Origin of the sequence: Streptomyces sp. NPDC002209 (genome assembly GCF_042890265.1) — a bacterium.
Lineage (GTDB): Bacteria > Actinomycetota > Actinomycetes > Streptomycetales > Streptomycetaceae > Streptomyces.
Genome location: NZ_JBIARX010000023.1, coordinates 74,423 through 87,627, shown reverse-complemented (window position 1 = coordinate 87,627; position 13,205 = coordinate 74,423). Strand labels below are relative to the sequence as shown.

The 13,205-nt window shown below is 72.2% G+C and carries 12 protein-coding genes; 2 read left to right on the top strand and 10 right to left on the bottom strand.

The features are described from left to right. Window positions 1-182: 182 nt before the first annotated feature. The gene (locus tag ACFYXK_RS30420) at window positions 183-1,361 is read right to left on the bottom strand and encodes an agmatine/peptidylarginine deiminase (RefSeq protein ID WP_389414049.1); all 1,179 of its coding nucleotides are present in this window, start codon (window positions 1,359-1,361) and stop codon (window positions 183-185) included. 175 nt (window positions 1,362-1,536) lie between these two features. Here ACFYXK_RS30420 and ACFYXK_RS30415 point away from each other — a divergent pair, with 175 nt between their 5' ends. Then, window positions 1,537-2,190 carry a TetR/AcrR family transcriptional regulator gene (locus ACFYXK_RS30415; RefSeq protein WP_389414048.1) on the top strand — a complete coding sequence of 218 codons (654 nt, stop codon included), beginning with the start codon at window positions 1,537-1,539 and terminating at the stop codon, window positions 2,188-2,190. A gap of 16 nt (window positions 2,191-2,206) precedes the next feature. Here ACFYXK_RS30415 and ACFYXK_RS30410 read toward each other — a convergent pair whose 3' ends face one another. From ACFYXK_RS30410 to ACFYXK_RS30385, 6 genes are read right to left on the bottom strand one after another with little or no spacing between them, the layout of a single operon-like run. Then, window positions 2,207-3,004 (bottom strand): ABC transporter ATP-binding protein, encoded by a 798-nt coding sequence (locus tag ACFYXK_RS30410; protein WP_389414047.1) that lies wholly within the window; start codon window positions 3,002-3,004, stop codon window positions 2,207-2,209. A gap of 14 nt (window positions 3,005-3,018) precedes the next feature. Continuing rightward, window positions 3,019-4,020, bottom strand: a complete 1,002-nt coding sequence (locus ACFYXK_RS30405) for an ABC transporter ATP-binding protein (protein ID WP_389414046.1) — start codon at window positions 4,018-4,020, stop codon at window positions 3,019-3,021. Further along, the gene (locus ACFYXK_RS30400; protein WP_389414045.1) at window positions 4,017-4,871 is read right to left on the bottom strand and encodes an ABC transporter permease; all 855 of its coding nucleotides are present in this window, start codon (window positions 4,869-4,871) and stop codon (window positions 4,017-4,019) included. The genes ACFYXK_RS30405 and ACFYXK_RS30400 overlap by 4 nt, the downstream gene beginning before the upstream one ends. Next, window positions 4,868-5,827 carry an ABC transporter permease gene (locus tag ACFYXK_RS30395; RefSeq protein WP_389414044.1) on the bottom strand — a complete coding sequence of 320 codons (960 nt, stop codon included), beginning with the start codon at window positions 5,825-5,827 and terminating at the stop codon, window positions 4,868-4,870. Before ACFYXK_RS30395 ends, ACFYXK_RS30400 begins: the two co-directional genes overlap by 4 nt. Next, window positions 5,824-7,533 carry an ABC transporter substrate-binding protein gene (locus ACFYXK_RS30390; RefSeq protein ID WP_389414043.1) on the bottom strand — a complete coding sequence of 570 codons (1,710 nt, stop codon included), beginning with the start codon at window positions 7,531-7,533 and terminating at the stop codon, window positions 5,824-5,826. The genes ACFYXK_RS30395 and ACFYXK_RS30390 overlap by 4 nt, the downstream gene beginning before the upstream one ends. Before the next feature lie 20 nt (window positions 7,534-7,553). Continuing rightward, entirely contained in the window at window positions 7,554-8,576 is a 1,023-nt protein-coding gene (locus ACFYXK_RS30385; protein ID WP_389414042.1) for an agmatine/peptidylarginine deiminase, read from the bottom strand. Between the two features lie 291 nt (window positions 8,577-8,867). On the opposite strand from ACFYXK_RS30385, the gene ACFYXK_RS30380 reads away from it, so the two are divergent. Beyond that, window positions 8,868-9,443, top strand: a complete 576-nt coding sequence (locus ACFYXK_RS30380; protein WP_389414041.1) for a TetR/AcrR family transcriptional regulator — start codon at window positions 8,868-8,870, stop codon at window positions 9,441-9,443. A gap of 29 nt (window positions 9,444-9,472) precedes the next feature. On the opposite strand, the gene ACFYXK_RS30375 is transcribed toward ACFYXK_RS30380, so the two are convergent. The 3 genes from ACFYXK_RS30375 to ACFYXK_RS30365 form a co-directional block, all read right to left on the bottom strand. After that, window positions 9,473-11,236, bottom strand: a complete 1,764-nt coding sequence (locus ACFYXK_RS30375) for an urease subunit alpha (RefSeq protein ID WP_389414040.1) — start codon at window positions 11,234-11,236, stop codon at window positions 9,473-9,475. Then, window positions 11,233-11,946 carry an urease subunit gamma gene (gene ureA / locus ACFYXK_RS30370; protein WP_389414039.1) on the bottom strand — a complete coding sequence of 238 codons (714 nt, stop codon included), beginning with the start codon at window positions 11,944-11,946 and terminating at the stop codon, window positions 11,233-11,235. Before ureA ends, ACFYXK_RS30375 begins: the two co-directional genes overlap by 4 nt. 66 nt (window positions 11,947-12,012) lie before the next feature. Further along, complete coding sequence (locus tag ACFYXK_RS30365; RefSeq protein WP_389414038.1) at window positions 12,013-13,179, bottom strand: agmatine/peptidylarginine deiminase; 1,167 nt, start codon at window positions 13,177-13,179, stop codon at window positions 12,013-12,015. Between the last annotated feature and the right edge of the window lie 26 nt (window positions 13,180-13,205).

The following is a 13,205-nucleotide window of genomic DNA, read 5'->3' as shown; positions in this document are numbered from 1 at the left end:
GCTATTTTCCGGGTCCCCCCGGCCCCCCGGGAAAAACACTTGGCCACTGGGGGGGTTTTTTTGGGGGGGGGGGGGGGGGCCCACCCCCCCCCCCCCCCCGGGGGGCCCCCCCCCCCCCGGGGGCCCCCCCCCCCGGTGCCGTCGTCGTCGTGGTCACGCCCGACCGCCGTGTGCGTCCGTCGTTACGGGGCGGGCTGCTGCTGGGTGACGCAGTGGATCCCGCCGCCGCCCGCCCCCAGGTTGTCGATGTCGAGCTGCTCGACCGTCCGGCCGGGGAAGAGCCGCTGGAGGGTCGCCTTGGCTCCGGCGTCGGCGCGGGTGTCGCCGAACTGGGGTGCGATGACGGCGCCGTTGCACACGTAGTAGTTGGCGTACGCGGCCACGAAGTCGGGGGCGGTCGAGCGGATCAGGTTGTAGTCGGGGCCCTGGAGCCTGGTGACCGAGATGGGGTTGCCCTGGGCTCCGGTGGAGGTGGACAGGATCTGGTACTGCTGGCGCGCGTCGTTCGACCAGGGGTCGGTGTCGCCCGCGAGCGGCATCTGGACCAGCCCCTGGCCCGGGGCCGGGAAGCGGGACGTTGCGTCGACGTGGTCGTCGGTGATGTCCCGGCCGAGCACCCCCTTGAACCAGATCACCTTGGATGCGCCGAAGGCGGCGCACATCGCCGTCTCGATCTGTGACTGCGTCAGGCCGGGGTTGCGGTCCGGGTTGATGATGCTGCTGCGGGTGGCCATGAGGGTGCCCGCGCCGTCCGTCTCCACCGCGCCGCCCTCGCCCACGAAGGCGGCGGTGGTGAACGGGACCCCGGAGTAGGCCGCGATCCGCCCGGCGACCAGGGCGTCCTTGGCGTGGGTCTGCTGATTGCCCCAGCCGTTGAAGTTCAGGCCGACCGCGTCGAGTCCGCCCGCGCCGTTCGTGCGGAACACCGGGCCGCTGTCGCGCATCCAGCAGTCGTCGACGGGAATCGACCCGATCACGGTGACGGCCGATCCGCAGGCGCTCCTCGCCTTCGAGACGCTCGCCGGGTTGGCGCACATGACGACCGGCTCGTACTTGGCGACGGTCTTCGCGATGAGCGCGATGTTGGCCTGGACGCCCGCCAGTTGGCGGCCCCAGATCGCCGAGCTGTCCGGCCACGCCATCCACGTACGGGTGTGCCTGACGGTGTCGAGCGGCACGGCGAAGCCGCCGGCGGCCGCCGTCCTCGCCGAGGGCCGGCCGGCCGCGAAGGCCTCGCCGCCCGCCGCCGCCAGTGCGGCGCCGACGGCCGTGAGGCCTGCCGCGGCCAGGAAGCCCCGCCTGTCCAGGGTCCGGCGCGGCGTCCTGCCGGCCGGGGCCTTGGGTGCAGCGTGATCGTTCATCACTGTTCTCCGATCAGCCAGGGGTGGATCGCTCCACCGACTGGCCCGGAACGTATTACTGACCGAGCGCTCGGTCAATAATCTGGGAATGCCAACCTCCTTGAAACAAAAAGGAGTTGGAACCACTTGATCCTCTTCTCCGGCGCTGCGGACACCGGGTCGTTAGAGTGGCGCCGTGGCAGCAGACCTGGCAGCACAAGCCGCGGACGGACGGCAGCCCCCTCCGGCCCGCACCGCCCGCACCTCCCGCACCTCGGCGAAGGGCGAACAGACCCGCGCCCGGCTGATCGCCGCCGCCCGTACGCTGCTGGCCGGCGAGGGCTTCGCCCGCTTCAGCACCCGCAACGTCGCCGCGCTCTGCGGGATCTCGCACGGGATGTGCCACTACCACTTCCAGGACAGGACCGACCTGATCGTGGCCGTCGCCCGGGACATCGGGCCCGAATGGATCGGCCCGATGGAAGCCGCCGTCGACGGCCCCGGCTCCTTCTCCGAGCGTGCCGAGCGCGTGATCGGACTGCTGACCCAGCCCGAGGGTCCCGACCTCTCACGCCTGCACTCAGCCCTCCACTGGTTCGCGTTGAACGACGACCGGGTCCGGGTCGCGGTGGACGCCGAGTACCGGCGCTGGCGGGAGTGCTTCGTCCGGCTCTTCCAGGTGCTGGCGGACGAGCACGACGGCGCCTTCGACCCCGCCCCGCCGGGCACGGCGCTCGCGGCCGCCGCGGACGGGCTCGCGGCCCTCCAGTCCCTGGACTCCCCGGTCGATCCCGAGGTGACCGTACGCGTCCTCGTCACCGGCCTCGCCACGGCGGCCGTACGCCCCTGAGCCGCGCCCGCCCCCCTCAGAGGGCGCGGCGGGCAGCCGCGATGCCCCGCGGGTCCCAGCCCGGCCGGGGCACGGACTCCAGCAGCAGCCGGGTGTAGGGATGCCGGGGTTCGGCGAGGACCTGCGCGGTCGGCCCCGCTTCGACGATCCGGCCGTGCCGCATGACGAGGACCTCGTCGGTGACGCACCGCACCACGCCGAGGTCGTGCGTGATGAACAGGTAGCCGATGCCCGTCTGTTCGCGGATGTCGGCGAGCAGGTTCAGGATCTGCGCCTGTACGGACACGTCCAGCGCGGCCACCGCCTCGTCGAGCACGAGCACGGCCGGCTGCACCGCCAGCGCCCGGGCGATCGCCACGCGCTGGCGCTGCCCGCCCGACAGCTGCCGGGGCAGGGCGTCGGCCTCCCGGGCCCCCAGCCCCACCTGGTCGAGCAGCTCGGTGATGCGCCGGCCGTGATCGGTGTCCGGGAAGTGCAGGGCAAGGGTCTCCCGCAGCGCCGCGCCGACGGCGGTGCGCGGATCGAGTGACAGGAACGGGTCCTGGAAGACCATCTGCACCTCCCGTGCCCGTGCCAGGCGCTGCGCCCTCCCGCGCACGCGATCGCCCCGGTCCCGGCCGTGGACCAGGATCCGGCCGGCGTCCGCGTGCTCGAGGCCCACGACGATGCGGGCGGTGGTCGTCTTGCCCGAGCCCGATTCGCCGACGATGCCGAGCGACCCGCCCTCGGCCAGCCGGAACGAGACGTCGTCCACGGCCCGGACCTGCCCGTACGCCCGGTGCAGGCCGACGGCCTCCAGGACGGTCTTGCTCATGGGTGGCATTCCTTTCAGGCGGGGGACTGGGACTGGGGCCGGCGCACTGCCGCGACCCGGTCGCCGTGATGGCACGAGGCGAGGTGGGCGGCCGGGCCCGGGGCCCCCGCGGGCGGCTGGAGGGCGGGCGCCTGCCGCCCGCAGAGGTCGGTCGCGTACGCACAGCGCGCGGCGAAGGGGCACCCCGCCAACTCCTCGCGCAGGCTCGGCGGCCGGCCCTCGATGGCGGCGAGCCGGCCCCGCGGCGCGTCCGGGCGCGGGGTCGAGTCGAGGAGCGCGACCGTGTACGGATGGCGCGGCCGGGCGAACAACTCCTCGGCGGGCCCCGTTTCGACGATCCGCCCCGCGTACATCACGTACACGCGGTCGCTGATGGCGGCGGCGAGTCCGAGGTCGTGGGTGACGAAGAGCAGGCCGGTGCCGAAGCGCTCGCGCAGCTCGCCGAGGAGTGCCACCACCTCCGCCTGCGTCGTGACGTCCAGGGCCGTCGTCGGTTCGTCGGCGAGGATCAGCGCGGGGTCGCCCATGAGCGCAGCCGCGATCATGACCCGTTGGAGCATGCCGCCGGAGAGCTGCCCCGGATACTTCCGCAGCGCCGCGCCCGTGAGGCCGACGGCCTCCAGCATCTGCACCGCCCGCGCCTCGGCGGCGTCCCTGGCCATCCGGGCGTTCAGGCGCAGGCTCTCGGTGAGGAAGTCGCCGACGCGGCGCATCGGGTTGATGGCGGCCCGCGGATCCTGGAAGATCATGGCCGCCGTGCTCGTACGCAGGACCCGCAGCTGCCCGGCCGTCATCGTCAGGACGTCGTCGCCGACGACGCGCACCGACCCCTGCGCGGCGGCGCCCGCCGGCAGCAGGCCGAGCACGCTGCGCGAGGTGAGCGTCTTGCCCGAGCCGGATTCGCCGACGAGGGCCACGGTCTCCCGGGCGGCGACGGTGAGGTCGACGCCGTCGAGGACGGGCCTGGCGGTGTGGGGCAGCTGCAACCGCAGCGCCTGGATGTCGAGGGTGTTCAACGGTCCCTCCCGGCGACCTGGTCGGCCCGGCGTTCGCCGACGACGTTGAAGGCGACCACGGTCAGCACGATGGCCGCGCACGGCACGATCGCCGAGAGCGGGTAGCCGGACTGGATGGCGGTCTTGCCGTCGAAGACCATGCGGCCCCAGTCGGGCGTCAGGGCGGGTACGCCCAGGCCGAGGAAGGAGAGGCCGGCCAGGTCGATCAGGGCGTAGCCGAAGTTGACCGTGGACTGGGCGAGGACGACGGGGGCGACCCCGGGGACGACATGGCGCAGGCAGATCTGCAGCCCGGAATGGCCCTGCACCCGGTACGCCTCCACGTACGGGTGGGTCCGTTCGGCCAGGACGAGGGAGCGGGTGAGCCGGCTCACGTACGGCAGGTACGCGATGGCCAGGGCGATGACCGGGGCGAGCAGCCCCTCCCCGTAGACCGAGACGATCAGGATGGCCAGCAGCATGCCGGGGAAGGCGAAGACCAGCTCGGTGCTGCGGGACAGCACGGAGTCCAGCCAGCCGCCCCGCCAGGCGGCGGCGGTGCCGATGGCGACGCCGGCCAGGGTGGAGAACACGACCACGCCGAGCGGGCCGAGCAGGGAGGTACGGGCGCCCAGCACCAGCCGGGAGAGCGTGTCGCGCCCGGAGGCGTCGACCCCGAGGAGGTGCTCGGCGGACGGCCCGGCCAGGGCGTTGCCCAGGTCGACGGCGTTCGGGTCGTACGGGGCGATCCAGGGGGCGAGCAGCGCGACGAGGACGACCAGGGCGACGAAGCCCAGGCAGAGCGCGGACAGGGGTGCGCGGGAGGTCCGGATCCGGGCGAGGCCGGGCCGGCGCAGCAGGGTGGCGCTCATGCGGCCTGCTTCCCGGGGCCGAGGGTGACCCGGGGGTCGACCAGCGGATGGAGCAGGTCGACGACGAGGTTCACCGCCATGAACAGCGCGACCATGATGAGGGAGATGGCCTGCACGGTGGGGAAGTCCTTGGTGGTGGTGGACAGTTCGAGCAGCTGGCCGATGCCGCCCACGCTGAACGCGGACTCCACCAGGACGGTGGTGACCAGCAGGGTGGAGACGATCAGCCCGCCGGTGGTGAGCATCGTGCCCAGCGCGTTACGGAACACGTGCCGCCGGATGACCAGGTGGGCGGCGACCCCGCGGCTGCGGGCGACGGTGACGTGCTCCTGACCGAGGACTTCGAGCATCGCGGCCCGGGTGACGCGGGCGAGCATGCCGATCAGGTAGAGCGCCAGCGCGACGGCGGGCAGCGTCAGATGCCACAGCATCGGGCCGAGGCCCTCGCCGGTGCCCCCGGTGGGGAACCAATGCAGTTTCACCGCGAACAGCCCCTGGAGCAGGACCGCGGCCACGAACGACGGGGTGCCGATGGCGAAGGTGGTCGTGACGAGGATCGTCGAGTCGGCGGCGCCGCCGCGGACCGCGCCGATCCAGCCGAGGAGCAGACCGGCGGCGAGGACCAGTACGAGCGCCATCGAGATCAGCAGCAGGGTGCTGGGCAGGCGGTCCGCCAGCAGCCGGGACACGTCGGTGCGGTACGTGATCGAGCGCCCGAAGTCGCCGTGCAGCACCTGGCCGAGCCAGCGCAGGTACTGCACCGCGAACGGCTCGTCCAGGTGGTACTGCACGTTGATCGCCCGCAGTGCCTCCGGGGAGGCCGACCGCCCGGCGAGCAGGAAGCTCGCCGGATTGCCGGGCGCCAGGTACATCGCGCCGAAGATGACGAACGAGGCTCCGAGCAGGGTGGCCGCCATCTCGGCCAGCCGCCGTACGGCGAATCTCAGGAAGCTCATCGCCCGGCCGCCCCGACGTCGGCGGCCCACGGGTGGTACAGGTAGGAGATGGTGGTGGGAGCGCCGGTGATCCGCTTGTTCAGGAAGACGGCCGTGGGCCACTCGGCCACGGGGATCCACAGGACCTCTTCGGCGGCCTTCTTCTGGAGCCGGGCGGCCGCCGCCATCCGCCGGGCCGGGTCGTACTCCGCCCGGGCCTTGGTGACGAGCTCGTCGTAGGCGGGGTCGCTGTAGCCGGCGTAGTTCTGGAAGGCCCCGGTCTGGAAGTTGCTCAGCAGGTCCATCGGGTCGGTGATGGAGTCGTAGTACGTCTCGGGGAACATGTCCAGGCCTTCGCGGGCCTGGGGGTCGGTGAACAGCGCCGTGAACGCGTTCGGGGCGATGGTCTTGAGCCGGACGTCCAGCCCGATCCTGCTTCCGGCGGCCTGGACCGCGGTGGCCAGCAGCGATACATCCTGGCCGATCGCGCTGGTGGCGATGGTGACCGTCTTGCCGGTGGCGCCCGCCTCCTTGACGAGTGCCTTGGCCTCCTCGATGTTCTGCTCGGGCGACGGGAGCCCGTCGAAGGCGGTCCTGCGGACCTCTTCGGGGGCCGCCGCCCAGACGGCCCTGGTGGTCAGCGAGTTGGTGGCGGTGCCCGCGCCGCCCAGGCCCGCCTTGACGAATCCGCGGCGGTCCAGCGCCATGGACAGCGCCCGGCGGACCCGTACGTCGCCGAGCGCTCCCTTCATGCTGGTGACGTTGACGTTGACCGTGCTGAGTCCCTCGCCGAAGTAGAGCGTGCCCACCCCGCTCCTGCTCAGCCGGTCGTAGCTCTCCGTGGGGATCAGGTACCCGCCGTCGGCCTCGCCGCCCAGCAGGGCGTTGGTGCGGGCGGAGGGGTCGGTGAGGAAGCTGAACACCACCTTCGCCGACTTCGCCCTGGCGCCCCAGTAGCCGTCGAAGCGCTGGAGCTCGATCGACTGGCCCTTGTTCCAGGTCCCCAGCTTGAAGGGGCCGGTGCAGTCCAGGCTGCCCGAGGTGCCGTAGTCCTTGCCCGCCTTCTGCACACCGGCCTTCGAGGCCACGACGCCGGCGGCGGTCGCCATGTACTGCGGGAACTGCGCATCGGGCTGCTTCAGCTTGACCGTGACCTGGAGCGGGCCGGACTTGGTGATCGACTCGACGTTGGCGAAGTTGCTGTTCCAGGCCGATCCGCCGTCGGGGTCGAGCTGCCGGCCGAGGCTGAAGACCACGTCGTCGGCGCTCAGTTCGCCGCCGTCGTGGAAGCGCACACCCGGGCGGAGGTCGTAGACCCAGGTCGTCGGGTCGGGGTTGGTGGCCTTCTCCGCCAGGCCCGGAGCCACGGTGAGCTGCGGGGTCCACCGCATCAGGCTCTCGCAGACGTTGGAGACGATGGTGTTCTGCGGGTAGTCGAAGGCGGAGACGTAGTCCAGGGTGGGCGGCTCCGCGTACAGCGCCCAGGTGAAGGAGTCCAGTTCACCGGTGGCGGCCGGAGTACCCGCGGACAGCTTGAACGCGGCGCTCCCGGCAGCGGGCCCGTCCTTGGGAGGGCCGGAACAGGCGGCGGCCAGGGAGACCGCGGCCAGGGCGGCGGCCGGCCAGGCGGAGCGCCGGAGCGCCGACCGCCGGTGCGGGGCCCGCCGGAACGCTGACCGCAGCTGCGCTGACCTGCGGCTTGCGGACCAGGGAAGGGATCTCGGCATCGTGGCTCTCTCTTCCGTGCTCAACGGGAGGTGGCGGCGGGCGCCGCGGACGGGACCTGCTGGGTGATGCAGTGGACGCCGCCACCGCCGTACGCGATCACGCGGGAGCGGACGCCGACGACCTTGCGGCCGGGCAGCGCGGAGGCGATGACGGCGAGCGCCCCCTCGTCCTCGGGGACGTCCGCCACCGGGACGACGACCCCGCCGTTGGCGACGTAGAAGTTCAGGTAGCCGACCTCGGTCTCCCGGCCGGCCACCTCGACGAAGGCGCTCTGCGGGAGGTCGATGATCTCCAGGCGGCGCCCGGCGGCGTCGGTGGCCTCCTCCAGGACGGCGCGGTTCACGCGCATCCGCTCGTGGTCGGGGTGCTCCGGGTCGCTCGGCAGCTGTACGACCACCTTGCCGGGGGCGACGAACGCGCAGACCCCGTCCACGTGCCCGTCCGTCTCGGTGTCCAGCAGGCCGCCGTAGGGCAGCCAGATCACCTTGGTGACGCCGAGGCGGGCGATCAGCTCGGCCTCGATCTCCTCCTTGCTCATCCCCGGGTTGCGGTTGGGGTGCAGGAGGCACTGCTCCGTGGTGATCAGGGTGCCCTCGCCGTCGACGGTGATCGCGCCGCCCTCGAGGATCATCCGGGACGCGATGCGCTGCACGCCGAGGTGTTCCAGCAGGGCGGCCGCGATCTTGTCGTCGGTGTCGTACGGGTGGTGCTTGCCGCCCCATGCGTTGAAGCGGAAGTCCACGCCTGCGCGCTGCCCGTCGGGCCCGAGCACGAAGATCGGGCCGGAGTCCCGGAACCAGGAGTCGTCGAGGGGCAGTTCCACCACGGTGACGCCCTCCCCGCACCGCTCGCGGGCCTCGGCTCCGCTCCCGGGCAGCGCCACCATGGTCACCGGCTCGAACTGCGCGATCGCACTCGCGACCTGTGCGTACTCCGACTTCACCTCGTCGAAGACGTCACCCCACAGCTCCTGCCGCGTCGGCCAGGCCATCAGGCAGCCCTCGTGCTCGGTCCACTCGGCAGGCATCCGGAAATCCGTCATGATCACTCCTGTGTGAATATTCAGTCAGCATGGAGGAAGGGGAGGTGGGGCTGCGTGCCCCGCATCCTCCTCCGTACTGAAAATTCAGTCAATGGTTCTGGCCAATGAGTTGCCGAATCAGCCAGTGGTGGCACCCGTGAGGGACGCACGCACTGTCGCGCTGATCGGCTGTTCTGCTGTGTTCTGCCTCTGACCAGGCAGGATCGTGGCGTCGGCACACGGAATGTGCGCCTGACAGTCTGGTCAGGAAATAGCCCCAAGTGACCGGCTCGGCGGGTAGAGTGACCCCTCGTGTCAGACCGTCGAACGGAAATACTCAGGGCCGCCACGCGAGTGATCGCGCGCCGTGGCGTGCGCGGACTCCGCGTGGGAGAGCTCGCCGCCGAGGCGGGGGTGTCCACCTCGCTGATCTACTACCACTTCACCGATCGCGCCGGGATCCTGCGCCGGACCCTGGAGTTCATCAGCGACCGCGCCGACCGCTACACCGCCGAGCGCGATCCCGGACTGGATCCCGCCGACCCGCGGACCGAGCTGGCCCAGGTACTGCTCCTCGAGCTCCAGGACACGCCGGAGGTACGGGAGAACAGCACCGCGTGGGGAGAGCTGCGGGCCAGCGCCGTCTTCGACGCGGACCTGCGCGAGGACGTCGCCAGGGCCACGCACACCTGGGTGCACGAGATCGCCGACCTGCTCGCGCACGCCCGGCCCATGGGCACGGCTCCGGCGCACGCGGCCGCGGCAGAACGCCTGACGGCCCTCCTCGAAGGCCTCAGCGTCCGCTGGCTCAGCGGCTCGCTGCCCCTGGAACACGCCCGCCGGCTCCTCGCGGACGCGATCGACGCGGAGCTGAACCGGCAGCACTGAGCCGGTCGCAGCACCAACCGGTCACGGCACTAGAGGAAATAGAGGCGGCCGAGCGAGACCGAATCGGCGGGTGCCGAGACGAGGGGCTCGCCGTCCAGCGACACCAGGCCCGTGCCGGGGTGCACGTCGACCGTGCCGGTACGGGCGTTGCGGAGCATGCTCCGCGGTCCGATCCCGCGGGTTCCGCGGACCGCCACGCGGCGCCGGCGCGTCGGCATCCGATCGCCGTTGGCCACGGCGGCCTCTGCGACGAAGGCGACGGAGATGTCGGCGGCGGTGGCTCCGTACGCGCCGAACTGCGGCCCGAGGACCAGGGGTTCGCACCGGTCCGTGGAGGCGTTCGGGTCGCCGGTGACCCCGTACGCGGGGAAGCCGGCCTTGAGGACGAGCTGCGGCTTGGCACCGAAGTACTGAGGCCACCACAGGACGATGTCGGCGAGCTTGCCGACCTCGATGGAGCCGACCTCGTGCGCGAAGCCGTGGGCGATGGCCGGGTTGACGGTCAGCTTGGCCATGTAGCGCAGGACGCGCTCGTTGTCGTCGCCGCCGGCCGCCGTGCCGTAGGAGCCCTCGCCGTCGAGGGGGCCGAGCTCGGCCTTCATCTTCCCGGCCATGGCGAACGTGCGGCGTACCGTCTCGCCGGCGCGGCCCATGCCCTGGGCGTCGGAGGAGGTGATGCCGATGACCCCGAGGTCGTGCAGGACGTCCTCGGCGCCCATGGTCCCGGCCCTGATGCGGTCACGGGCCATCGCCGCGTCGCCGGGCAGGTCGACCTTGAGGTCGTGCGCCGAGACGATCATGCCGAAGTGCTCGGCCAGCGCGTCCCGGCCGAACGGCAGGGTGGGGTTGGTGGAGGAGCCGATGACGTTCGGCACGCCGGCCATCTTGAGGACGTTGGGGACGTGTCCGCCGCCGCAGCCCTCGATGTGGAAGGCGTGGATGGTGCGGCCGTCGAGCACGCGCAGGGTGTCCTCGACGGACAGGCATTCGTTCAACCCGTCCGTGTGCAGGGCGACTTGGACGTCGTGCTCCTCCGCCACGCGCAGCGCCGTGTCCAGGGCGCGGGTGTGGGCGCCCATGTCCTCGTGGACCTTGAATCCGGACGCACCGCCCTCGGCCAGCGCCTCGACCAGCGGGGCCGGATCGGACGAGGAACCGCGGGCCAGGAAGCCGATGTTGACGGGCCAGGCGTCGAAGGCGTTGAACGCGTGCCGCAGGGCCCAGGGGGAGTTGACGCCGACCGCCCAGACCGGGCCGAACTCCTGGCCGATGATCGTGGTGACGCCGGAGGCCAGCGAGGCCTCCATGATCCGGGGCGAGAGCAGGTGGACGTGCGTGTCGACGGCGCCGGCGGTGGCGATCATCCCCTCGCCGGAGACGATGGTGGTCCCGGTGCCGACCACCACCTCCACCCCGTCCAGGGTGTCGGGGTTCCCCGCCCGCCCGATGGAGGCGATGCGGCCCTCGCGGATGCCGATGCTCGTCTTGCGGATGCCGAGGACGGCGTCGATGACCAGCACGTTGCTGATGACCAGGTCGCAGGTCTCGCGGACGGCCGCGGCCTTCAGGTGCAGGCCGTCGCGGGCGGTCTTGCCGAAGCCGGCCAGGAACTCGTCACCCGGCTGCTGCGAGTCCGACTCGACCCGCACGATGAGGCCCGAGTCGCCGAGCCGCACCCGGTCTCCGGCACGCGGGCCGTGGACCGCCGTGTACGCGTACGGGTCCGTACCGTCCGCCGGGGCTGCGCCCGGGCGGCCGTGACAGCCCGCGGCGTCGAAGATGCTGCCACTCATGCCTGCTCCTGATCCTGCTCCTGGTATGCGGTGAGGTAGCCCGTGGCGCGGGCCTTGGCCAGCGCGGCCTCCCGTGCGCCGGGGGCGTCCAGGGGGCCGTCGACGAGCCCGGCGAAACCGATGGCGACGCGCGCCCCGCCGATCGGCACGAGCCCCACCAGGACGGTGGATCCGGGATCGAAACGGACCGTGGAGCCGGCCGGGACGGCGAGCCTGGCGCCGTACGCCGCCGCGCGGTCGAACGCGAGGCGGGGGTTGGTCTCGAAGAAGTGGAAGTGCGAGGAGACGCTGATGGGCACGGTCGCGGTGTTGTGCACGGGCAGCCGCAGCGTCGGTTCGGCGCGGTGGTGGCCCTCGCCGTCCCCGGGCAGGACGGCGCCGGGGGCGTCGGGTCCGAGTGCACCGTGCTGCCCGAAGGGGTCGTCGATGACGCAGAGCCGCGTCCCGTCCTCGAACACCGCCTCGACCTGAAGGGTGTCGACCACGTCGGGAACGCCCGGCAGGACGTCGTCGGCGCCGAGGACGCTGCGGCCGGCCTCGATCGCCTCGGCCAGGCGGCGGCCGTCGCGGGCCGCCTCGCACACGGTGTCCGCGATCAGCGCGGTCGCTTCGGGGACGTTGAGCCTCACGCCCCGGCGGCGCCGGGCGCGGGCCAGTTCCGCCGCCGTGAAGATGAGCAGTCGGTCCCGCTCGGTCGGTGTCAGTCGCATACTGCCTCGTCTGGAAGGGGGTACGGCGGACTGTTCTCGGTACTCGGTACTCGGTGGTCGGACGCGCTACGGAAGGGGTTCGTGCATCGTGGAGCAGTGGATGCCGCCGCCGCCCGCCATCAGCCGGTCGACGTCGATCTGGACGACCGCCCGCCCGGGGAAGGCCTCCGCCAGGGCGCGCGCGGCGCCGGCGTCCTTCGCCGCGTCCCCGAACTGGGCGGTGACGACGGCTCCGTTGACCACGTGGAAGTTGAGGTAGGAGTCGACGAACTGGGAGTCCTTCGACCGGACGGTGTCGGGGCCCTCCACCCGGATCACCTTCAGCCGCCGCCCCCGGGCGTCCGTGGCGCGGGACAGGATCGAGAACTGCTCGCGGGCGTCCCGCGCCCACACGTCGTCGCGGTCCGCGGGCGGGACCTGCACCATCACCACACCCGGGCCCACGAAGCGCGAGGTCACGTCGATGTGGTCGTCCGTGATGTCCTTGCCCTTGATGCCGGGGACCCAGATCATCTTGTCCGCGCCGTACGCGCGCAGGACGGCGTCCTCGATCTCCGCCCTGCTCATGCCCCGGTTGCGGTTCTTGTTGACCAGGCTGCTCTCCGTGGCCATCACGGTGCCGTCGCCGTCGGTCTCGATCGCCCCGCCCTCGCCGACGAAGTCGGCCCGGCGGAAGGGCAGGCGGACGTCGTCCGCGACGAGCTCCGCGACATCGGCGTCGTAGGAGTGGGTCTGCTTGTTGCCCCAGCCGTTGAAGTTGAGGCCGAGGGCGTCGAGTCCTCCGCGGCCGTCACGGCGGAAGACCGGTGCGGTGTCCCGCATCCACAGGTCGTCCGTGGGGATCGAGGTGATGACGGTGACCCCCGGGCCGCACAGGGACCGGGCCTTGGCGGCGGTGGGGGAGTCCGGGGCGCAGAGGACCACCGGTTCGTGGCGGGCGATCGTCCGGGCGATCAGCGCGATGTCCTCCTGCACCCCGGCGAGGCGGCGGCCGCCCCAGACGGACGTGCGCGACGGCCAGGACATCCAGGTGCGGGCGTGCGGTACGTCGTCCCGGTCCACCCACCGGGCCGGCGCCGCTGCACTCGCCCGCTGGGGGGCCGCTGCCGCCGCACCCAGTGCCACACCGGCCGCTCCGAGGCCGGCGGCGCCGAGGACGCGCCTGCGGGAGGGTTCGGCGGAGCCGAACAGACGGCTGAGGAGGGAGCGGCTTTCGCCGTCGGATGTGCTCATGGGTCTCTCCAGATCTCGTGCGCAGG